This is a genomic window from Nonomuraea sp. NPDC050783 (assembly GCF_040802095.1).
Classification (GTDB): Bacteria; Actinomycetota; Actinomycetes; order Streptosporangiales; family Streptosporangiaceae; genus Nonomuraea.
In genome coordinates, this window is sequence record NZ_JBFAHK010000012.1 from 162212 (window position 1) to 182252 (window position 20041).

Annotated in this window: 20 protein-coding genes; 8 read left to right on the forward strand and 12 right to left on the reverse strand. The window is 73.4% G+C overall.

Annotated elements, in window-relative coordinates; translation table 11 throughout:
* Nucleotides 1–55: 55 nt before the first annotated feature.
* The 3 genes from sigJ (at nucleotide 56) to AB0H75_RS29435 (ending at nucleotide 2642) form a co-directional block, all read left to right on the forward strand.
* Complete coding sequence (gene sigJ, locus AB0H75_RS29425) at nucleotides 56–937, forward strand: RNA polymerase sigma factor SigJ (protein WP_367801672.1); 882 nt, start codon at nucleotides 56–58, stop codon at nucleotides 935–937.
* Between the two features lie 61 nt (nucleotides 938–998).
* Nucleotides 999–1385 carry a DoxX family protein gene (locus AB0H75_RS29430; RefSeq protein ID WP_367801674.1) on the forward strand — a complete coding sequence of 129 codons (387 nt, stop codon included), beginning with the start codon at nucleotides 999–1001 and terminating at the stop codon, nucleotides 1383–1385.
* Nucleotides 1386–1607: 222 nt separating this feature from the next.
* The gene (locus tag AB0H75_RS29435; protein WP_367801676.1) at nucleotides 1608–2642 is read left to right on the forward strand and encodes an NADP-dependent oxidoreductase; all 1035 of its coding nucleotides are present in this window, start codon (nucleotides 1608–1610) and stop codon (nucleotides 2640–2642) included.
* Nucleotides 2643–2670: 28 nt separating this feature from the next.
* On the opposite strand, the gene AB0H75_RS29440 is transcribed toward AB0H75_RS29435, so the two are convergent.
* The 9 genes from AB0H75_RS29440 to AB0H75_RS29480 form a co-directional block, all read right to left on the reverse strand.
* Entirely contained in the window at nucleotides 2671–2991 is a 321-nt protein-coding gene (locus AB0H75_RS29440) for a hypothetical protein (RefSeq protein WP_367801678.1), read from the reverse strand.
* Nucleotides 2992–3109: 118 nt separating this feature from the next.
* Nucleotides 3110–4708 carry an ABC transporter permease gene (locus AB0H75_RS29445; protein ID WP_367801680.1) on the reverse strand — a complete coding sequence of 533 codons (1599 nt, stop codon included), beginning with the start codon at nucleotides 4706–4708 and terminating at the stop codon, nucleotides 3110–3112.
* Nucleotides 4705–5628 (reverse strand): ATP-binding cassette domain-containing protein, encoded by a 924-nt coding sequence (locus tag AB0H75_RS29450; protein WP_367801681.1) that lies wholly within the window; start codon nucleotides 5626–5628, stop codon nucleotides 4705–4707. Before AB0H75_RS29450 ends, AB0H75_RS29445 begins: the two co-directional genes overlap by 4 nt.
* Entirely contained in the window at nucleotides 5621–6304 is a 684-nt protein-coding gene (locus AB0H75_RS29455) for a TetR/AcrR family transcriptional regulator (RefSeq protein WP_367801683.1), read from the reverse strand. Before AB0H75_RS29455 ends, AB0H75_RS29450 begins: the two co-directional genes overlap by 8 nt.
* Nucleotides 6305–6356: 52 nt before the next feature.
* Nucleotides 6357–7898, reverse strand: a complete 1542-nt coding sequence (locus AB0H75_RS29460) for an FAD-dependent monooxygenase (protein WP_367801685.1) — start codon at nucleotides 7896–7898, stop codon at nucleotides 6357–6359.
* Between the two features lie 71 nt (nucleotides 7899–7969).
* The gene (locus AB0H75_RS29465) at nucleotides 7970–8572 is read right to left on the reverse strand and encodes a TetR family transcriptional regulator (protein WP_367801688.1); all 603 of its coding nucleotides are present in this window, start codon (nucleotides 8570–8572) and stop codon (nucleotides 7970–7972) included.
* 89 nt (nucleotides 8573–8661) lie between these two features.
* Nucleotides 8662–9240 carry a DoxX family protein gene (locus AB0H75_RS29470; protein WP_367801690.1) on the reverse strand — a complete coding sequence of 193 codons (579 nt, stop codon included), beginning with the start codon at nucleotides 9238–9240 and terminating at the stop codon, nucleotides 8662–8664.
* Nucleotides 9241–9373: 133 nt separating this feature from the next.
* The gene (locus AB0H75_RS29475; RefSeq protein WP_367801692.1) at nucleotides 9374–10591 is read right to left on the reverse strand and encodes an alpha/beta hydrolase family protein; all 1218 of its coding nucleotides are present in this window, start codon (nucleotides 10589–10591) and stop codon (nucleotides 9374–9376) included.
* Between the two features lie 143 nt (nucleotides 10592–10734).
* Nucleotides 10735–11226 (reverse strand): MarR family winged helix-turn-helix transcriptional regulator, encoded by a 492-nt coding sequence (locus AB0H75_RS29480; RefSeq protein ID WP_367801694.1) that lies wholly within the window; start codon nucleotides 11224–11226, stop codon nucleotides 10735–10737.
* Between the two features lie 93 nt (nucleotides 11227–11319).
* On the opposite strand from AB0H75_RS29480, the gene wrbA reads away from it, so the two are divergent.
* The gene (gene wrbA, locus AB0H75_RS29485; RefSeq protein WP_367801696.1) at nucleotides 11320–11979 is read left to right on the forward strand and encodes an NAD(P)H:quinone oxidoreductase; all 660 of its coding nucleotides are present in this window, start codon (nucleotides 11320–11322) and stop codon (nucleotides 11977–11979) included.
* 41 nt (nucleotides 11980–12020) lie between these two features.
* The gene (locus tag AB0H75_RS29490; protein WP_367801698.1) at nucleotides 12021–13475 is read left to right on the forward strand and encodes an MFS transporter; all 1455 of its coding nucleotides are present in this window, start codon (nucleotides 12021–12023) and stop codon (nucleotides 13473–13475) included.
* Nucleotides 13476–13524: 49 nt separating this feature from the next.
* Here the strand turns inward: AB0H75_RS29490 and AB0H75_RS29495 are convergent, their stop codons facing one another.
* On the reverse strand, nucleotides 13525–14229 hold the full coding sequence (locus AB0H75_RS29495) for a TetR family transcriptional regulator (RefSeq protein WP_367801754.1): 705 nt from the start codon (nucleotides 14227–14229) through the stop codon (nucleotides 13525–13527).
* Between the two features lie 88 nt (nucleotides 14230–14317).
* Between AB0H75_RS29495 and AB0H75_RS29500 the strand changes: the two genes are divergently transcribed.
* The 3 genes from AB0H75_RS29500 (at nucleotide 14318) to AB0H75_RS29510 (ending at nucleotide 18130) form a co-directional block, all read left to right on the forward strand.
* Entirely contained in the window at nucleotides 14318–14683 is a 366-nt protein-coding gene (locus AB0H75_RS29500; protein ID WP_367801756.1) for an SgcJ/EcaC family oxidoreductase, read from the forward strand.
* 260 nt (nucleotides 14684–14943) lie between these two features.
* Nucleotides 14944–16962 carry a S8 family serine peptidase gene (locus AB0H75_RS29505; RefSeq protein WP_367801758.1) on the forward strand — a complete coding sequence of 673 codons (2019 nt, stop codon included), beginning with the start codon at nucleotides 14944–14946 and terminating at the stop codon, nucleotides 16960–16962.
* A gap of 436 nt (nucleotides 16963–17398) precedes the next feature.
* Nucleotides 17399–18130, forward strand: coding sequence for a polysaccharide deacetylase family protein (locus AB0H75_RS29510; RefSeq protein ID WP_367801760.1), 732 nt, complete (start codon nucleotides 17399–17401; stop codon nucleotides 18128–18130).
* 29 nt (nucleotides 18131–18159) lie between these two features.
* Here AB0H75_RS29510 and AB0H75_RS29515 read toward each other — a convergent pair whose 3' ends face one another.
* Together AB0H75_RS29515 and AB0H75_RS29520 are read right to left on the reverse strand one after the other, a co-directional pair.
* Nucleotides 18160–19179: an NADPH:quinone reductase gene (locus AB0H75_RS29515; RefSeq protein ID WP_367801762.1), complete on the reverse strand. Its 1020-nt coding sequence runs from the start codon at nucleotides 19177–19179 to the stop codon at nucleotides 18160–18162.
* A 61-nt stretch (nucleotides 19180–19240) separates the two neighbouring features.
* A complete protein-coding gene (locus tag AB0H75_RS29520; RefSeq protein WP_367801763.1) occupies nucleotides 19241–19798 on the reverse strand; it encodes a TetR/AcrR family transcriptional regulator in 558 nt (185 codons plus the stop codon).
* Nucleotides 19799–20041 lie beyond the last annotated feature (243 nt).

A 20041-nucleotide genomic window follows, 5' to 3' on the forward strand; every position in this document is an offset into this window, starting at 1 on the left:
GCCGGCCTCCGCCGGCGCTCTCAGGCAGCAGTCACACGTTGAGGGAGACCTGTCGATGTCCGATGCCACCCAGCTGTTCGCGGCCCATCGGGAGCTGCTGTTCTCCATCGTCTACAACATGCTCGCCAGCGTCACCGACACCGAGGACGTCCTGCAGGAGACCTGGCTGGCCTGGTCGTCCAGGGATCCGGCCCGGATCGGCCACTCGCGCGCCTACCTGGTACGCGTCGCCGTCAACCAGGCCCTGGCGCACCAGACCGCGCTGCGCCGCCGGCGCGAGACCTATGTCGGATCCTGGTTGCCCGAGCCCCTCGTCACCTCCGCCGACGCCGCCGACCACGCCGTGCGCGCGGAGTCGCTGTCGATCGCGCTTCTCGTGGTGCTGGAGTCCCTCACCCCGCTGGAGCGCGCGGTGTTCATCCTGCACGAGGTGTTCGCGTACCAGCACACCGAGATCGCCGCGATGATCGACCGGACCCCCGCCGCGGTGCGGCAGCTCGCCCACCGCGCCCGTGAGCACGTCCAGGCCCGCCGCCCCCGCACCCGGATCGACCCCCGCCTTCAGCGGCTGGTGACCGAGCGGTTCGTGGCCGCCGCCTTCGGTGGCGACCTGGACGCCCTGATGGAGCTCCTGGCACCGGAGGTGACCCTGTGGTCGGACGGCGGCGGCAAGTCGTCCGCCGCCGGCCCGCGTCCGGTCCGCGGCCGCGACAACGTGGCCCGCGTGCTGGTCGCCAGCACCGCCCGGCCCGTCGAGGGCCTGGAGGTCCGGTACCGGCAGGTCAACGGCGAGCCGTCCGCGGTGCTGTTCGTCCAGAACGCCCCGTACGCCGTCATGGTCGTCGACCTCACCCCGGACGGTTCGCAGGTGCGCGACATCTACGCCATCAGCAACCCCGACAAGCTCACGCACCTCCCCGAACCGCCCGCCGCATGAGCCAACCCATCGACGGCTGCCGGCGAGCGGCGCCGCCACCGGACCATCCCACGGAGCTCTCATGTCCCTTGCCTATGAGGTGACCGCCATCGTGACGATCGCCGCCAACACCTTCTCCGGCCTCGCCGCCATGACGCGCCTCAAGCCGATCATGCGGACTCTCGGGCCGGCGCTCGACCGGGCCGGAGTGCCGGAGACGTGGCTGGTGTTCCCGATCGGGGCGCTCAAGGTCGCGGGCGCGCTCGGGCTGGCGCTCGGCCTTCTCGGCGTGCCCCTGATCAGTACGGCGAGCGCCGCGGGCCTCGTCCTGTACTTCGTCTGCGCCCTCTACACGCACCTGCGCGTCCACGACTTCGTGCCCCAGTTCTACCTGGCGATCGTGTTCCTGGCGCTGGCCGTGACCACACTGACCCTGGACCCCGCGCTGGTGGTGAACTCCAGGGGGTGACCGGCGGTGGAGGTGGTCCTGCTCGCGGGCGGTCAGGGCGGTGGTCTCGTAGGTGCGATCGTAGGCGTCGACGAAGTCGACCATCGCTCGTTCGGCATCCGTCGACGCGGTGACGGGCCCCTGTGGGACGGCCATGCGGCCACCCCTACAACAACTTGATGGACTCAAGTATCTGTGCCAGGATGATGCTTGATTGGATCAAGTATCTGTGGAGGAGTTCCGATGACGACGATCACCAGCAAGGGGTACGCCCGGGAGTGGCACCTGGTCCGGCGGCCGTCCGCGCAGGCGTCGGTGGACGACCTCGCGCTGGTCGAAGCCCGGATTCCCGAGCTGGGCCCCGGCCAGGTGCTGGTCCGCAACACCCACCTGTCGGTGGACCCGTACATGCGGGGCCGGATGGACGACCGCCCGTCCTACATCCCTCCGTTCCCGCTGAACGCGCCGCTGGAGGGCGCGGCGGTCGGCGTGGTCGTCGAGTCCCGCGCGGACGGCATCGAGCCGGGCCAGGTGGTCGAGCACTTCCTGGGGTTGCGCGAGGCCACCGTGACCGACGCGTCCGGGGTCGTCCCGATCGACACCGGCGAGCTGCCCGCCGAGGTCTACCTCGGCGTGCTCGGCGCGACGGGCCTGACCGCCTGGCTGGGCGTCACCCAGGTGGCGTCGGTGCGACCCGGCGACACGGTGTTCGTGACGGGAGCGGCCGGGGCGGTCGGGAGCGTCGCCGGCCAGATCGCCAGGTTGCGGGGGGCCGAGCGGGTGATCGGCAGCGCGGGGTCCGCCGCCAAGGTACGGCACCTGGTGGACGACCTCGGTTTCGACGCCGCCTTCGACCACCACGACGGCGCGGCCGGCGAGCACCTGGCGCAGGCCGCGCCGGACGGCATCGACGTGGTGTTCGACAACGTGGGCGGCGCCCAGCTGGACGCCGCCATCGCGCGGCTCCGGGTCGGCGCCCGGCTCGCCCTGTGCGGGATGGCCAGCCAGTACGACGGCCGGGAGCCCTACGGCCTGCGTAACCTGTACGAGCTGGTCACCAAGCGGGCGACCGCGCGCGGCTTCCTGGTCTCCGACCACCTGGACCAGATGCCCGCCTTCCGCGCCGAGGTGGGCTCCTGGGTGCGCTCGGGCGAGATCCGCCACCGCCAGACGGTGCTGGACGGCATCGAGCGGGTGCCCGAAGCCCTCCTGGGCCTGCTGCACAGCGGGGCGTCCACGATCGGCAAGGCCGTCGTCCGGCTCCAGGAGCCGGCATGACCCGGCGGGCCCCGGTCACGGCGAGTTCCTACGGGTGGTAGAGCCAGAGCTCGATCCGCCAGTCGGCGACTTTCCAGCAGTACGACTGGTAGCCCCGGGCGTTCCACACCCTTCCCATCTCAAGGCACTTGTTGCACGGGTCGGTGCTGGTGAACGACGCGCTGTAGTTGTACCACCACGGCGGCGGCGTCGGGGAGCACGAGGCGAGCAGCGCCGTCGCGGGGACGTTCGCCGCCGTCGCGTGCGAGGTCGCGGAGGACCGCTCGCTGACGCCTGCCCTGGCGGGGAGGGTGCTGACGAAGAAGGCCAGCAGCGTCAGGAACGCCATGATGAGCGCCTTGCGGGTCATAGCTCTCCTCTCGATCCAGCGGGGTCGCCGGTGTACGGCCGATGCTGTGCTACCAGCCCGCCCACGGCCAGGACACGCGCCGGACACTGACCGGACACCGGACGACGGGAGCCCTGCCTCACCCGAAGTCGCGGCGGCGGAGGGCGAGCAGGGCGCCGCCGAGCAGGAGCGCGGTGACGGCGAGCAGCGCCAGGACCGGTCCCGCGGCCACGGGTGTCGCCGCGAAGGCGTTGGGGATGTAGTGGAACGGCTCCAGCGGGCTGCCGCCCCACTGCCCGTAGAGGGGGCCGGCGACCTGCCCGAGCACGGCGGTCAGGACCCAGACGGCCCAGCAGATCGCCGCGCTCGCCCGTGGCAGCACCGCGTAGGCGAGCAGGCACAGCGCGCCGACGCACCAGGCGGCCGGCACGGCGCCCAGCGCCCCGGCCAGGAAGCGGGGCAGGTCGGTGGCGAGGTCGCCCACGAGCACCGAGTACAGCGTGCCGAACACGAGCCCGGCGGCGGCCATCAGCGCCGTCGTGCCGAGCCCGGTCACGACCAGGTGCCCGGCCGCCCACCGGAGCCGGGTCACCGCGGTGGCCTGGACGGCCTCCGCGCGGCCCGACATCTCCTCCGCGCGCAGCCGCAGCGTCATGAGCACCGGGTAGAGGGCGACGGCGTACGCGAGGATCAGGATCATGTACCAGGAGTAGGCGCCGAGCATCTCGTCCGCGGGCAGGCCGAGGGTGTGCCTGATGTTGTCGACCACGAGGCTCGGCCGCGACAGCAGGTCCCGGCCCAGCGGGCTCAGCCCGGCGGCCGCCAGCGCGAAGAAGGCGACCCCTGCCGTCCATTTCGCCAGCAGGCCGCGGTGCAGCCGCCAGGCCAGGCTGGTCGGGCCGCGCAGCTCCGGTGCCCTCGCGCGCCCGAGGCGTTCGGGCAGCAGCCCGGCGCCGAGGTCGCGCCGGGCGAGCAGCCGGTGGGCGCCGGCGGCCAGGACGGCGGCGGCCAGGGCCGAGATCCCGAGCATCCACCACCGCTCGTCCTGGTAGGGCCGCACCAGATGGCTCCAGCCGATCGGGGACAGGTACCGCAGCCAGTCCTGCCCGCTCGCGTCAGCGGCGTAGCGCATCACGTAGGAGACGGCCAGGACGGACAGGCCGATCGTGGTGGCCGTACGGGCGTTGCGCGCGAGCTGGGCGGCGACGGCGGCGACGCCCGCGAACACCCAGCCCGCCACCGCGACGGCGGCCCCGTAGGCGAGCGACCCGACCGGTTCGAGCCCGATCCCGATCAGCACGACGGCCGTCAGCAGCCCGCCGAGCAGGCTGCTCCCCGCCGCCACCAGCAGGGCGGCGGCCAGCTGGGCGTGGCGGCCCACCACGGCCGAGCGGACCAGCTCGCCGCGGCCGGCGTCCTCCTCCGCCCGCGTGTGGCGGACGACCGACATGACGGCCGCGAACGCGCTCGCCACGTAGAGGAACCCGCCGCTGCGCCACGTGGCGAGCACCTCCAGCCGCGGCTCGACGGACCGGCCGCCGAGCCCCTGGAGGAAGGCGTTGTCGCGGATGATGTCGAGGTAGGCGAGCTTCAGCTCGTAGGTGCCCATGTTCTTGTTGACGTAGGCGACCATCGTCAGGGCCAGGGACACGGTCAGCAGGATCCACCAGGGGGCGATGGCCCGCTCGCGGCGCAGCGCCAGGCGGGCGAGGTGGCCGGTGCCGGTGAGAGCGCTCATCGTCCCGCCCCCGCGTGCCGCCCGCCGCTCCCGCCGGTGCGGTCGTAGTGCCGGAGGAACAGCTCCTCCAGGGTGGGGGGCCGGCTGACCAGCCCGCGTACGCCGAGGTCGGCGAGGTGGCGCAGCACGGGGTCCAGGTCGGCGGTGTCGACGTCGAACCACACCCGGCTGCCCTCGGTACGCAGCTCGTGCACGCCGGGCAGGCCGGCCAGCCCGTCCGCCGGCGCCGCCAGGTCGGCCTGGACGGAGGTGCGGGTGAGGTGGCGCAGTCCGGCCAGGGTGCCGCTCTCGACCGTGCGCCCGTCCTTGATGATGGTCACCCGGTCGCAGAGCTCTTCGACCTCGGCCAGGATATGGCTGGACAGCAGGACGGTGCGGTCTCCGCGGCGCTGCTCCTCCCTGACGGCCTCGCGGAAGACCTCCTCCATCAGGGGGTCCAGCCCGGTGGTCGGCTCGTCGAGGATGAGCAGCTCCACGTCGGAGGCGAGCGCGGCGATCAGGGCGACCTTCTGCCGGTTGCCCTTGGAGTAGGTGCGGCTCTTCTTGCGGGGGTCCAGGTCGAAGCGCTCCAGCAGCTCGGCGCGGCGGTGCTCGTCCAGCCCGCCGCGCAGCCGTCCGAGCAGGTCGATCACCTCGCCGCCGGACAGCTGGGGCCACAGCGTGACATCGCCGGGGACGTAGGCCAGCCTGCGGTGCAGCTCCGCCGCCTCGGTCCACGGATCGCCGCCGAGCAGCCGGGCGGTGCCCGCGTCGGCGCGCAGCATGCCGAGCAGGGTGCGGATCGTGGTGCTCTTGCCCGCGCCGTTCGGCCCCAGGAAGCCGTGCACCTCTCCGGTGCCCACCACGAGATCGAGGCCGTCCAGCGCGCGGGTGGTGCCGAACGTCTTGACCAGGCCGGTTACGGAGATCGCTTCACTCATCGCCGTGCTCCTCGGTCTCGCGGGGGGTGGCTCCGGCGTCCGCCTGGATCTTGTCCAGGGCGTCGCGGTACGTGGCGGCCTCCTCCGGGTCGAGCCAGGGATGGGAGTAGAGGTCGAGCACGGCCAGGGCGAGCAGGTGGGCGCCTTCCCGGCTGGACACGTCGACCCCCAGCCCCCGGGACACGTGCTTGTGGAGGATGCCGACGGCCAGCGCCATCGCCGTGCTCACCGTCGCCCTGGCCTTGCGGTCGGCGAAGGCGGGATCGGAGCGGCGCTCGTCCCGCCGCGCGAGCCACTGCTCGCCCATCCGGACCATCGCGTCGAACACCGGCTCGGCCCACCCCTCGGTCAGGGCTCGCGCCAGGTACCGCTGGTAAGGGCCGAGGGCGGCCATGGAGGCCGCGACGTGGTTCACGCCGCTCACCCCGCTCGGGTCGCCGGCCGCCTGCTCGTTGACCCCGCTGATCAGCTTGACGAGGTGGGCGTCGCACGCCTCGCGCAGCGCCTGCTTGGATCCGAAGTGGTGGCGCAGCAGCCCCGGGGAGACGCCCGCGGTCTCGGCGATCGCCCGGGTCGTCGCCCGCTCGAAGCCGTGCTCCCCGAAGTGCCGCAGGGCCGCGTCCCTGATCCGCGCGCGAGCGGTCAGGTCCTCAGGATCGGGTGTTGGTGTCGTCACAGCCCATGACTCCTATTCAACCGCACAGTTGGTTGTGCGGATGAAAAGGATACTATGCGGTTGGATAGTCGCCGTCCAGTGGGGGCACCCCCTCCCCCAGCCAGCGCCGCACCGCCGCCCGGAGCGACGCGCGGGACCCGGCGTCCGGCCGCGCGGCGTCGGTGGCCCACGCCACGTACCCGTCGGGCCGCAGCAGCAGCGCCGTGCACGGTACGCCGGGGTCCGGCAGCCCCGCGATCGCGGGACACCCCCAGTCGCCGCCGCCGGTCAGGTCGACCAGCAGCGGGCGGCCGTCCCTGGTCAGCTCGGCGAGCCGGGCGCCGTCCTTGAGCTCCAGGTCGGGGGCCCACCGGCCGGCCAGCGGGTGGTCGCCGCCCACGTCGTAACGGATGTCGGCGCCCGACATCAGGTCGGCGACCCGGCGCAGGTTGCGCGGGTCGTCGAGCAGCTCAGCGAGGAACGCGCGCAGGCCGGTGACCTCGCCGCCCGGGGCGATCAGGGCGGACTGGGCGCGCGCGGACATGATCACCCGTTCGGCGACCGGGCGCCGCTCGGACTCGTAGGTGTCGAGCAGGCCGGCGGGGGCCGTGCCGCGCACGTCGGCCGCGAGCTTCCAGCCGAGGTTGATCGCGTCCTGCAGGCCGAGGTTGAGCCCGGGGCCGCCGATCGCCGAGTGCACGTGGGCGGCGTCGCCGACCAGCAGCACCCGGCCGTCCCTGAAACGCTCGGCCAGGCGCGTGCTGCCGCCGTTGAGCTTGCGCGTCAGGTGCGGCCCTGGGCCTTCGGGCGGCCCGAGGGCGAGGTCGGCGCCGAGCACGCGGCGGACGCTGGCCCGCAGCTCGGCGAGCGTGAGCGGCCCCTCGGCGTCCTGTCCCGACCACTCGATGGTGGAGATCAGCGGGGCGGGGGCGCCGGGCAGGGGCGCGTACACGAACAGGCCGCGTTCGGTCCGGTGGTGCATGAGCGGCGGGACGAGCCCGTACCCGGGAACGTCGAGCCCGCCGGTGACCGGATCGACGAGCTCGGCCGGCACGGCGGCGTGCGCGGTGCGCGAGATCGCCTCGTCGGTCGTCACGCCGGGAAAGGCGATCCCGGCCAGCTTGCGGGTGACGCTGTGGCCGCCGTCGGCGCCGACCAGGTAGCGCGCCTCGATCGTGTACGGCCCGGCCGGCCCGCCGACCTCGACGCTCACGCCGTCCGCGCCCTGGCGCAGGCCGGTCACCTCGTGGCCGCGCCGGATCTCGGCGCCCAGCTCGACGGCCCGCTCCTCCAGCATCTGCTCGATCCTGCGCTGCGGGACCTGGAGGAGGTAGAGGGAGTTGTCGTCGCCCAGCACGCCCAGGTCGAGCGGCAGCGCGCCGAAGACGAACCCGGGAGCGGGGCGGGGCGGATCCTGGTGCCCGGTGAGCCGCTCGTACAGGCCGCGCCGGTCGAGCATCCGTACGACCTGGCCGACCAGGCCGTTGGCGCGGTTGTCCGCCGTGCGCTCCGGCAGGCGTTCCAGAACCAGGGGGCGGACCCCGGCCAGGCTCAGCTCGCAGGCCAGCATCAGCCCGTTCGGCCCCGCTCCGGAGATGACGACATCGGCGATCATGGTGCTCCTTCAGGGCATGACGGATCGGCCGGCGGCGGGCCGGCGCGTCCTCTACGGGGGAACGGGAAGGGTCAGGGTGTGGGCAGGCCGGCGGCGACCTGGTCGAGGGCGTCGCGCAGCAGCCGCTCGAACGGTGCCGGCGCGTCCCCGTGGAGCCACAGGTGGATGGCCGCGAGGATGGCGGCGCCGACCGAGCCGGCGACCAGGTGCGGGTACAGGTCGCGAGTGGTGTCGGTGCCGGTGCGCTCGGCGACCGCCGCGGCCAGCGCGTCCACGGCGGCCGTGTGGGCCTTGAGGAACTCGCCGCGGTGCTCCGGGTGCTGGGTCATCAGCTTGATCCCGGCGATCCAGCGCTCGTCCACCGTGTGCTCATCCGGTCGCGCGCCCAGCGCGAACCGGGCGAACACCGCGTGCGCGATGGCCTCCCACAGGGGCTCGCCGGCCGGCCTGGACCGCAGCTCGTCGGCGATCTGCACCGCCCGGTCCAGGTGCCGGGCCGCGATGGCCTCGCCCTTGCTGGAGAAGTAGTTGTTGAACGTGCGGTGCGAGACGCCCGCCTCGGCGGCGATGTCCTCCACCTTGACGTTGTCGAAGCCGCGCTCGACGGTCAGCTTGATGGCCGCCCAGCTCAGCGCGATCCGGGTCTCCTGCTTCTTGCGCTCTCGCAGCCCCATGAGACGACCCTACACGAACTTGCGCCACGCGCAAAAGTGCGAGACTCGCAATTTTTGCGCGTGGCGCTCCCCCATGCCGTGGCACGGTGTCAGAACGGCGCGTTGGTCATCGTGTACCACGTCGGGACGAAGGTCAGCAGGACCACCGCGACGAGGACCGCGGCCGGCCCGAACGCGCGCGAGGTGGTGAGGGCCGCGGGCGCGATGGGCCGCTGCTTCCACCGCCCGGCCGCCACGACCGCCGAGGCGCCGCCCAGCAGGAGGTTCGCCGGCACCAGGGCGTACTCGCCGCGCATGATGTGGAAGCCGGCCGCGAGGATCATCGTCAGGGTCAGCCCGGCGGCGGCGAGCGGCGTCAGCACCGGCTTGACCCTCGCCATCGCCGGCAGGATCAGGCCGACGCCGCCCAGCACCTCGCAGACCCCGATGAAGACGATCAGCGGCTGCGGCACCGCGGCGTACCAGGCCACGGCCCGGGGCGCCGCCGCGTACAGGGCGTCGTCGTACAACAGGACCTTGCCGAAACCGCTGCCGGCGAAGAAGAAGCCGAACACCACCTGGAGCGACCAGAGGACGCCGTTGAGCGTGAATCTCGCTCGGCGCCGCTCGGGCTGCCGCTGCTCGATGTCCGCGACGCCGAGGGGGTCGCCGGTGACGTGCAGGTTCATGACCGCTTTCCTACCTTCTCATCGGATTCAGCCGGGAAAATCTCCGGCTCCAGCTTGGTCGCGGGCCGGGGCAGGCGACAACGGCAGGTCCGACAACGTGCGTTAACCTCTCGCTTAACGACGGGCCCCGGGCTCAGGGGTTGTGGAAGGTCACTTCGGGGTCGGCGGCGGACGGGCCGTCCAGCAGGGGCTGGTGCCGGCCTTGGAGGTGCTGGTCGAAGAAGGCGCCCACGTACGACGTGGTGATCTCTCCCGACCGCCCGCCCGGCAGCGGCGCGCCGGGGTCGGTGATGCCGGCCTGGGCGCCCAGGATGGGCAGGTCGATGAAGGTGAAGTGGCCGGCGCCGGCCACGGTCAGCCAGCGCTTCCAGCCGTCCAGGTGCGGCCAGTCGCGTGACCAGGTGGTGTCGGCGGCGCCGGGCGAGTGCTGGTTCTGGGTGCCGAGCATGAGGAACGGCCGCCCGCCGAGGCCGGAGGCCGGGACGGGGGCGAAGAACGAGCCGTCCAGGTTCACCCCGGCGCGGACGCGCGGGTCGGCGGCCATGACGGCGGCCGCGGCGTTGCCGCCGAGCGAGTGCCCTGCGGCGCCGATCCGGCGCGGGTCGATCATCTGCCGGTGCTTCCAGGTGGGCACGGAGCGCGCGGGGCCGGTCAGCCGGTCGATGACGAAGGACAGGTCGGCCGCCCGGCCGGCCGCGGCCCTGGCCATCAGCTCCTTCTCCGCCTCGTCGGAGGGGGCGCTCTCCACCGCCTCGCAGGCGACGCAGGTCAGCGTGCGGCCGCCGGGGAAACTCGTGCCGAACGACTCGTAGGCGTGGTCCACGAGGGCGACGACGTAGCCCCTGGAGGCGAGGTCCTCGGCGAGGGTGGTCAGGGTGGCGCGGTTGAGGGTGAATCCGGGCGAGAGCACCACCAGGGGGTGCCTGCCGCCGACGGGGCGGGCGTCCTGGCGCGCGTTCGTGCTGACGCCGGCGAGTTGCCCGGGCTCGAAGACGGTGTCGAGCCGCTGCCCCTTGAGGAGGGCACGGGCCTCGTCGACGGTCATGTACGGCGCGGCGCTCCCGCCGGTGCGTGCCGGATAGTACAGCGACACCATCAGCTCGCGCGCGGCGGCGGGCACCCACGGGTCGCGGCGGCCGGTGTCGACGAGGTGCAGGGTGTCGCGCCCGACGCCGTACCGGCCCGTGGGGCGGGGGATCGCGAAGCGCACGTCGGAGGCGCCAGCGGCGGTGGGCGCGGTGGGCGTGGCGGCGGCGGGCGATGACGTGGCGGCGGCGGTCGTGGCCGCGACCGGCAGGGCCAGCGCCATCGCGAGGAGGAGGGCTGCGGGGTTACGTCGGTTTCTGATCACGCTCAGCACTGTAGAAACGGCGCCATCCTGCCCGACATGCCGGAAAGACCAGCTCGCGCCCTTACTTTCGTCAGGGTCGTCAGGGTCGTCAGGGTCGTCGGGGTCGTCAGGACTCGTCCACGAGCTGCCGCCGGAGGGCGGGGTCACGCCGGGGGGTCCTCGGGACGCGGGCCGGGGGCCGCGTCGTCCCGGCGCCTGTGGGGGTGCCTGGTGTCGACGTTGCGCGCCAGGGTCCTGAGCAGGCCGGGCAGCTCCGCCACCGTCCCGGCGCTCAGCCCCGCGACGGTCTCCTGTGCCAGGACGCACCACAGCTGCTTGACCTGGTCGGTCAGGGCCCTGCCGCCGTCGGTGAGCTCGACGACGGTGGCGCGCTGGTCGCCGGGAGCCGAGCTGCGCCGGATGTGGCCGGCGGCTTCGAGCTTGCGGGCCATGAGGGTGACGCTGGGCCGCTCGACGCCGAGCGCCTCGCTGAGCTGGGCCTGGATCATCGGGCCGGTACGGGCGAGTTCGAGCAGGAGCGCCTCCTGCCCGGGGTGCAGCCCGTGAGGGGCCAACAGCTCGGCGATCCTGGCCCGGTGGCGCAGGCTCAGCAGGCGGATGGCCTGGTTGACGGCGTCGGCCTGGTCGAAGTCCACGAACACTCCCTTGACAACTTCGTTAGGCGCATAACTATTATGCGCCTAACGTTATCCGCATAACTAATCTTATCCGACCCTCAGGGAGCCGACATGACCGCGAAGGTCGCCGTCATCTACTACAGCGCGACGGGCACCGTGCACGCCCTCGCCCAGGCCGTCACCGAAGGCGCCGCCTCGGCCGGGGCCCAGGTACGGCTGCGGCGCGTCGCCGAGCTGGCACCCGGCAGCGCGATCGCCCAGAACCCCCGGTGGCAGCGCCACCACGACGCCACCACCACGATCGCCGAGGCGTCGATCGAGGACCTGGTGTGGGCCGACGCGTACGCGTTCGGGACGCCGACGCGGTTCGGCACGCCGGCCGCGCAGCTCAAGCAGTTCATCGACCAGGCCGGCGGGCTGTGGCAGGAGGGCGGCCTGGCCGGCAAGCCGGTCACGGCCTTCACCTCGGCCCACAACCGGCACGGCGGCAACGAGGCCACGATCCTGTCGCTGGGCAACGTGTTCTACCACTGGGGCGCGCTGATCGTCCCGCCCGGCTTCACCGACCCGGCCGTGTACGCCGCCGGCGGCAACCCCTACGGCGCCTCCGCCGTGACCGGCCCGACCGGGGCCGACCTCGGGAGCGCGGCACTGGACGCCGCCCGCCACCAGGGACGGCGGCTGGCCGAGATCACGACCCGGCTGCTGGCGGGCGGCCCCGCCGCCGACGACGGCGGGGCCGGGCTCGAAGCGGCCGCCCACGGCGCGTGAGCGGCGCCACCACCCCGCCCTCGTCCCCTTCAGGAGCCCTCGTGACCTCTCAACCGTCCGCCATCTCCGTGCCCGGCGTCCGCGACCCGGGGCGGGCCGGCCCCGCCTGGATGGTCCTGGCGCTGGTGTGCGCCTGCCAGTTCATGGTGATCCTGGACTCCTCCATCGTGAACGTCGCGCTGCCCTCGATCGACCGGGACCTCGGCTTCTCCCCCGCCGGCCTGGCCTGGGTGGTGAACGGCTACCTGCTCACCTTCGCCGGCTTCATGCTGCTGGGCGGCCGCGCCGCCGACCTGTTCGGCCGGCGCCGGGTCCTGGCCGCCGGGCTGGTGCTGTTCAGCGCCGCGAGCCTGGCCGCCGGCCTGGCGACCCTCCCCGGCGTCCTGGTGGCGGCCCGCGTCGTGCAGGGCGTGGGAGCCGCGCTGCTGGCCCCGGCCACGCTGGCCGTGATCAACACCAGCTTCGCCGAGGGCGGCCCGCGGGCCCGCGCGTTCGGCGCGTGGTCGGCCGCGGGCGGCGTCGGCGGCATGGCCGGTGCCGTCGCGGGCGGTGCCCTCACCACCGGCCTGTCCTGGCGGTGGGTCTTCCTGATCAACGTGCCGATCGGCGTGGCCCTGATCGTCACGGCCCTGAGGGCGCTGCCCGGCACCCGGGCCGCCCGGCGGGACAGGCTCGACCTCCTCGGCGCGGTCACCGGCACGGCGGGGCCGGCCGCGCTGATCTACGGGATCATGCACAGCACCGAGCAGGGCTGGACCTCGGCGCCGGTCCTCGGGCCGGTCGTGGCGGGCCTGCTCCTGCTCGGTGCCTTCGTCCTGGTGGAGGCGCGGTTCGCCGCCCGGCCGACGGTGCCCCTGCGGCTGCTGCGCATCCGGGGGGTGGCGGTCGGCGGCGGCATGCTACTGCTGTTCGGCGGGATCACCATCGCCATGTGGTACTTCACCTCGCTGTTCCTGCAGAACGTCCTCGGCCACGACGCGTTCCGGGCCGGGCTCGGGCAGACGCCGGCGGCGGTGACGTTCCTGGTGGTCGCGCGGGTGGCCGCCACCCTGCTGCCGCGCGCCGGCGTACGGCCCCTGATCCTCGCCGGTGGCGCCTGCTTCCTGGCCGGGTTCGGCTGGCTCGCCCAGGCCGGCCCCGGCAGCGGCTACCTGGCCGGCGTCCTCGGCCCCACCCTGCTCGTCGCCACCGGCATCGGGCTGACCTTCCCCACCCTCATGGCCGCCACCACCGCCGACGCGCCCGAGGGCGACGCCGGGACCGTCGGCGGCCTGGCCCAGACCGCCGGCCAGGCAGGCGGCTCGCTGGGCCTGGCGGTGCTCGCCACCGCCGCCACCTGGGCCACGGACGGCGGGAGCTCCCCGGCCGCCCTCGCCGCCGGCTACGACCGCGTCTTCCTCATCGCGGCCGGGCTCGGGGTGGCCGTCGCGGCGGCCGGCCTGCTGCTCCCGCACCACCGGCCCACGGCGCCGCGCCGAACGAAGGCACCCGGCTGAACGAAGACGACCGGCTGAACGAAGGCGGCCGGCCACCTCGCGGCGACCGTCAGCGACCGGCGTCACCTCCGTGGCCGGGCGCGTCCTCCTCGGCCGCGACCGGCCCGGCGTCCCGCGGGCTCGACCAGCGGCCGGTGAAGAGCTCCTCCCCCGGCGGCGAACCGGGCAGGGGGCCGTGTCCCGGCCGCAGGCCGTCGAGGGCTATCGCGATCAGCCGCCGGCGCGCCTCGGCGGCGGCGGGCAGCAGGTCGTCCCTGCCCTGCTTGCGTAGCTGGTCGACCACCGGGGAGCGGCCGAGCTGCTCGATGAGCAGTGAGATGTCGACCGCGGTGACGTCCCCCCGGAGGACGCCGGCCTCGTGCGCTCGCCGTACCAGCTCGTCGAGCAGCTCGTCGCCGCGCCGGGCCTTGGCGTCCATCTCCGGGGTCACCGCGATGGCGCCGGCGATGGGCCCCAGCGAGCCCTGCCCGAACTCGACGCACCCGCGCACGAACCCCGCCAGGCCCGCCCACGGGTCCGGCTCGGCCAGGCCCCGCTCGGCCACCTCGTTCCAGTGGTCGAGGGACATCACGCTGAGCCGCTGGAACAGCTCCTCCTTCGTCCTGTAACGGCGGTAGAGGCTGCCGATGCCGAGGCCCGCGCGGGCGGCGATGGCGGCGACGGAGGCGTGCGCCCCGTCCTCGGCGAGCACGTCCCGGGCGGCCTGGAGCAGCGCGCGGTCGTTGCGTTCCGTGAGGTTCTTGCGCGTGGTCATCGTCCTTCAGCTTACCCCTTGCGGAGCGAATCGCTCCGGCATACGCTCATAGCGGAGCGATTCGCTCCGCTATTTGAGGAGATGTGACATGAACGCCGACATCGAGGCGATCGAGCAGGTGGTCCGGGACGCCGAGAAGCTGCAGAGCGACGTGGCCGGTTTCACCGGGCTGCTGACCGAGGAGGTGAGCCTGGTCAACTTCACCGGCACCCGGCTGCGCGGCCGCGCCCAGGTCAGGGAGGTCATGGCCGGCGCGCTGCGCACCCCGCTGAAGGACGTGCTGACCAGGAACGAGCTGCTCGACATCACATTCCTGCGGCCGGACGTGGCGCTGGCCGGCCTGATCAAGCACGTCGACGACGGCCGTACGGGAGCGTTGACGTTCGTGCTGGTCAAGGAGGACGGCACCTGGCGGATCGCGCTGGCCCAGACCACGCCGGTGGTGAAGCCCTGAGCGGGCCCGGGCGGCGGTGGCGACGTCGAGGTGACGCAGGGCCTGGACCACGTTCCGCGGCTCGCCGCCGACCTCGATGTCGTACGTTCCGGATGGAACCTGCCGGTCGGCGGCGCATCCCATGACGAATACACATTGTAACTAGAAGTAACTGTAAGTGATGGACGCGGGTGGGCAACTACACCAAGGGGCTCAAGTCCCCCTGAGCAAGGAACTTCGCGAAAGGCGACTTCCGTGTCTGTCATCCCCCTGGCGGCGTCATGACGCGCATCTCCATCAACGGCCACACCTTCGACCCCGCCCGCGGCACCGGACGGCTGCCCGCCGCCGACGCCTCCCGATCCGACCACATCCTCGTGCAGGTGAACGGCCCGCTGACCGCCGAGAGCAAGGCCGAGCTGGCGCGGGCGGGCGTCCAGATCCTGGAATACGTCCCGGACGACGCCTACCTGTGCCGCTACCGTCCCGCCGACCTGCAAGCGGTGCGGAGCCTGCCGTACGTGGTGTGGGCCGACGTCCTGCACGCCGACCTCAAGATCGACGCCGGCCTCCAGAGCCGCACCGGCCTCCAGGGCGGCACCGGCCCGCGGGACGCGCCGGAGCCGGAGGCGGCCGGGTCGGTGCTCATCGACGTGATCTTCCACGACGGCGTGGACGTCACGGCGCCCGGCCTGCGCGGACGGCTGGCCGGCGTCGCCGATCCCGCGCAGGGCCCGCCGCGCGTGAGCGCGCGCAAGGCCCGTCTCGTCGCGTCCGCCACCGCCGTCGCCGAGCTGGCCTCCTGGGACGAGGTCCGCGCCGTCCTGCGCGTGCCCCGCCACGGCCCGGCCAACAACATCGCCCGCGTCATCCTCAACGCCGACGTCCTCGTCGGCGACACCGTCTACCAAGGGGAGGGACAGGTCGTCGGCATGGCCGACAGCGGCTTCGACAGGGGCTCCACCACCGACGTGCACCCCGCCTTCACCGGCCGGGTACGCAAGCTGTACGCCTTCGGCCGCCCCGGCAGGACCGACGACCCGCAGGGCCACGGCACGCACGTGGCCGGCTCCGTCCTGGGCAGCATCGACTCGCCCGAGATGGGCGGCCGGATCGAGGGCACCGCCCCGCGCGCCCATCTGGTGCTCCAGTCCATGCTGGACGACGAGGGCACGTGGGGCGGCATCCCCGACGACGTACGCGAGCTCTTCACGCCGGTCTACTACGCCGACGGCGTCCGGGTGCACAACAACTCCTGGGGCCCGCTGGAGGCCGGGTTGCCCTACGAGTACGGCGGCTGGGAGGTCGACGACTTCGTCTGGCGCCACCCCGACATGGTGATCTGCTTCTGCGCGAGCAACGACGCCGCCGACACCGACGGCGACGGCGTGGTCGAGCACGGCTCGGTGGGCGGCGTGGCCGCGGCCAAGAACTGCATCACGGTCGGCGCCAGCGAGAACGCCCGCCCCGACATCCCCGTCACCTACGGCGAGCGCAAGCCGCAGTCCTTCCCCGCCGAGCCCATCCGCTCCGACCAGATGGCCGCCGCGGCCCACGGCATGGCCGCCTTCAGCAACCGCGGCCCGACCAAGGAGGGCCGCTACAAGCCCGACCTGGTCGCCCCCGGCACCAGCGTGCTGTCGGCCCAGTCCCGTGTCGCCGAGCCGGGCACCCACGACGGCGTCTCCCGCGATCCGCTGCTGTCGTTCAAGAGCGGCACCAGCATGGCCTGCCCGCTGGTGGCCGGCTGCGCCGCCGTCGTCCGCGAGAGCCTCGTCAGGAACGGCACCCCCGATCCCACGGCGGCCCTCGTCAAGGCCCTGCTCATCAACGGCGCCGTCGAGCTGACCGGCCAGTACGCCCAGACCGAGGCCGGCAGCAGCCCCAACAACGACTCCGGCTTCGGCCGGGCCGACCTGGCCCGCTCCATCGTCATCCCCGGCAGGACCCGCGACGCCGGTTTCCTGCAGGGCGACCCTCTCGATCAGGAGCAGGAGCGCACCACCACGATCACCCTCCAGAACCGGGCCGCCGGCGCCGCCGCCACGCTGAAGGTCACCCTCGTCTGGACCGACCCGCCCGGGGCCGGCCTGCAGAACGACCTCGACCTCGTCGTCCGCGCCGGCGACGGCCAGGAGCGGCACGGCAACATGGGCAGCGCCACCGGCTACGACCGGCACAACAACGTCGAGCAGGTCTGGTGGACCGGCGTCCCCGCCGGGCAGGCCACCATCACCGTCCGCGCCCACCGCATCACCACCGGACCCCAGCCGTACGCCCTCGCCTGGCGCGTCACCTGAGGGCGCCGGAGCCCAGCCGGCCGAGGATGAGGCGCGCCACCTCGTGCGGAGCCTCCAGGTGCATGTCGTGGCCGGTGGCCAGATCGGCGAGGGAGAGCAGCGGAGTCCGCCCGGCGACCGCCGCCAGCTCGCGGGCGAAGCCGCGGACGTAGGCGTCGAAGGGCCCGGTGGGATTGGTGTGACCGTCCAGGTTGACCGCGAGCGGGCACTCGGGATGCTCCGAGGCCCACAGGGCCGCGACGATCCTCAGCCGCCTCCAGCAGCGGCCCGGCGAGCCGCCAGTCCGTGGACCTGCGCCCGCCGCCGGGCAGCAGCACGATCTCCGTCATCGTGCCACCCTCCCGGCCCGGCACGCGACCCCGCGACCCGATTCCGCTCCGCGCCGTCCCGAGGCGCGGTTACCGGGCTCGCCGGATCTCTGGTTCCATGATCATCCATGAATGCGAAAACCGGCACGCGAGGCAGATGGTCCAAGCTGCTCGCGGCCTTTGTCGCCCTCCTGCTCTTGGCGGCGCTGGGCCTGTACCAGCTGATGAACGCACGGACTTTTCAGGTGGCCGGGGAGCTGGTCAACCGCGTCGCGACCGACGAGAAGGTCGTCGCCCTGACCTTCGACGACGGCCCCGACGAGCACACCCCCGAGATCCTCGACCTCCTCGCCGAACAGGGCGTCCGCGCGACGTTCTTCGTCATCGGCTCCAAGGTCGAGGCCCAGCCGCAGGCCGCGCGGGCCTTGGTCGCCCGAGGTCACCAGCTCGCCAACCACACCTACACGCACCGGCGGATGGTCTTCGTCTCGGCCGCCACCGTGGCGGACGAGGTGCAGCGCACCGATGCGGCGATCCGGAGGGCGGGCCAGCGCGGCGAGATCCTCTTCCGCCCGCCGACGGGCAAGAAGCTGCTCGCCCTCCCGCTCTACCTGGCCGATCACCACAGGCGTACCGTGATGTGGGACGTGGAGCCGGACTCCGGCACCACTCCCACTCCCGCCGAGATCGTCACGACCGTGCGCGAGAAGACCGAGCCAGGGTCGATCATCCTGCTCCACCCGTGGTACGCCACCGGCCGCAACACCCGTGCGGCGCTCAGGGGCCTGATCAGCGGTCTCCGCGAGGAGGGGTACCGCTTCGTCACGGTGTCGGAGCTGCTCGCCCTGCGATCCCGCTGATCCCGGGGGCGGAACCGGCCGGCCGGCCGTCACGGCCCGACGTCCACCAGGACCTTGCCGACCACGCCCTGCTCCACCGCCCGGTGCGCGTCGGCGGTGCGGTCGAGCGGGAACCGGACCAGCGGCAGGCCGTGCTCCTCGCCGACCGGCAGGGCGCCGTCGCGGAGCGCGGCGGCGACGTCCTCGACGGCCGCCGCCCGCGCCTCAGGACCGGCCGTGTAGAGCACCAGGAACTGCAGGCGGGTGTTCAGCACCATGTTCTGCAGCACGTCCAGCTCGACCGGCTTGCCGCCCTCGTTGGCGTAGGTCGAGATCGTGCCGCGGGGCCGCAGCACGGCCAGGTCCAGCGCGAGGTTCGCGCCGAGCGCCACCTCGGCGACGATGTCCACGCCGTCCGGGGCGACCTCGCGGATGCGGGCGGCCGGGTCGCCCTCGCGGTAGTCGATCACGTGGTGGGCGCCGGCGGCGGTGGCCAGCCGGGCCTTCTCCGGGCTGCTGATCGTGCTGATCACGGTGGCGCCGGCCCATCGGGCGAGCTGGATCACCGCGTGCCCGACCGCCCCGGCCCCGCCCGCGGCGAGCACCACCCTGCCGTCGAGCGCCCCGGGCCGCAGCCGGCGCGGCCCGTCCTCGGCGACGGTGAGCGCGCGGTGCGCGGTGAGCGCGGGGACGCCGAGCGAGGCGCCGACGTCGAAGCCGGCCTCGTCGGGCAGCGGCACGGCCCGCTCGGCCGGCACGACGGTGAACTCGGCGGCGGTCCCGGTGGGCCGCCCGGCGGCGGCCATGAACAACCACACCCGCTGGCCGGCCCGGCTCCGGTCGATCCCCTCACCGACGGCGTCGATGACGCCGGCACCGTCGAGGTGCGGGGTGATCTCGGCGAAGTGCTTGGGGTGCGCGGTGCCGGAGCGGGCCTGCCAGTCGGTCGGGTTGACCCCGGACACGGCGACCCGGACGCGGACCTCGCCGGGGCCGGGCACGGGCAGGTCACGCTCGACGAGCCGGAGAACGTCGGGGGCGCCGTTGTCGCGGTAGATGATGGCCTTCATGATCGTCCTTAGATGAGGCAGGGGTGGAGGAGGGTCGCGGCGCCGCGGGTGATCCCGGTGATCATGAGGCTGTCCCGCCGGTCGTCGATCCCAGGGCGGCGTAGAGCAGCTCGGCCTGGTAGAGCGCCATCACCCGGTGGGCGATCGGGGTGGCGCGCTCCCGGGCCTCGGCCGGCTCGTGGCGCTCGACCTTGACCAGCCAGGCCGTGACGCAGTCGTGCAGCATCGCGCGCATCCGGCAGGTCATGTCGACGACGATGTCGTGGACGGCCGGGTCGGTGGTCGCCTCGCCCCAGGTCTGCACGCCGACCCGGGCCTTGGCGGGGTCGATCGCCGCGACCAGGCGGGCGAGCAGTTCGTCGGGGGCGGGCGGGGTGTCGCTCGCGGCGTGCTCGCCGAGCACCTTGGCCCGCTCGGCGAGCACCTCGCGGGCGACCTCCTGGACCAGCTCGGCCTTGTTGCGGTAGTGCGCGTAGATCGAGCCGGCCGAGAGCCCGGACTCGGCGATGATGTCGGCGATCGAGGTCCGCTTCAGGCCGTGGCGGCCGAAGCAGCGTACGGCGGCCTCGGCGATCTGGGCGCGCCGGAGTTCCTTGCGCGCGTCGGTGAGCCGAGGCATCACGATCCTCCCAAACAGAATGGCTGTTCTTCTTGTCACACCCTACAAGCAGAACAACCATTCTGTTTGCGCCGGGATCCGGTCAGTCGAGCACGCGGGTGAACCGGACCGCCTCCTCCCGGTGACCCACGGCGGCGCCGGGAGACGAGCTCCATGACGGCGGGGCGGTCCTCGTCGCGGACGGGTCGGATCTGGACGCTCTCGTGCTCGATGCTCATGGACGTCACCAGCCCGGCCCGGGTC

Coding starts and splice junctions, on each gene's coding strand:
- AB0H75_RS29515 (WP_367801762.1), bottom strand. CDS start 19,179: ATGAAGGCCATCATCTACCGCGACAACGGCGCCCCCGACGTTCTCCGG.
- AB0H75_RS29435 (WP_367801676.1), top strand. CDS start 1,608: ATGACGACGATCACCAGCAAGGGGTACGCCCGGGAGTGGCACCTGGTC.
- AB0H75_RS29460 (WP_367801685.1), bottom strand. CDS start 7,898: ATGATCGCCGATGTCGTCATCTCCGGAGCGGGGCCGAACGGGCTGATG.
- AB0H75_RS29445 (WP_367801680.1), bottom strand. CDS start 4,708: ATGAGCGCTCTCACCGGCACCGGCCACCTCGCCCGCCTGGCGCTGCGC.
- AB0H75_RS29510 (WP_367801760.1), top strand. CDS start 17,399: ATGAATGCGAAAACCGGCACGCGAGGCAGATGGTCCAAGCTGCTCGCG.
- AB0H75_RS29465 (WP_367801688.1), bottom strand. CDS start 8,572: ATGGGGCTGCGAGAGCGCAAGAAGCAGGAGACCCGGATCGCGCTGAGC.
- wrbA (WP_367801696.1), top strand. CDS start 11,320: ATGACCGCGAAGGTCGCCGTCATCTACTACAGCGCGACGGGCACCGTG.
- AB0H75_RS29450 (WP_367801681.1), bottom strand. CDS start 5,628: ATGAGTGAAGCGATCTCCGTAACCGGCCTGGTCAAGACGTTCGGCACC.
- sigJ (WP_367801672.1), top strand. CDS start 56: ATGTCCGATGCCACCCAGCTGTTCGCGGCCCATCGGGAGCTGCTGTTC.
- AB0H75_RS29495 (WP_367801754.1), bottom strand. CDS start 14,229: ATGACCACGCGCAAGAACCTCACGGAACGCAACGACCGCGCGCTGCTC.
- AB0H75_RS29520 (WP_367801763.1), bottom strand. CDS start 19,798: ATGCCTCGGCTCACCGACGCGCGCAAGGAACTCCGGCGCGCCCAGATC.
- AB0H75_RS29440 (WP_367801678.1), bottom strand. CDS start 2,991: ATGACCCGCAAGGCGCTCATCATGGCGTTCCTGACGCTGCTGGCCTTC.
- AB0H75_RS29505 (WP_367801758.1), top strand. CDS start 14,944: ATGACGCGCATCTCCATCAACGGCCACACCTTCGACCCCGCCCGCGGC.
- AB0H75_RS29500 (WP_367801756.1), top strand. CDS start 14,318: ATGAACGCCGACATCGAGGCGATCGAGCAGGTGGTCCGGGACGCCGAG.
- AB0H75_RS29430 (WP_367801674.1), top strand. CDS start 999: ATGTCCCTTGCCTATGAGGTGACCGCCATCGTGACGATCGCCGCCAAC.
- AB0H75_RS29470 (WP_367801690.1), bottom strand. CDS start 9,240: ATGAACCTGCACGTCACCGGCGACCCCCTCGGCGTCGCGGACATCGAG.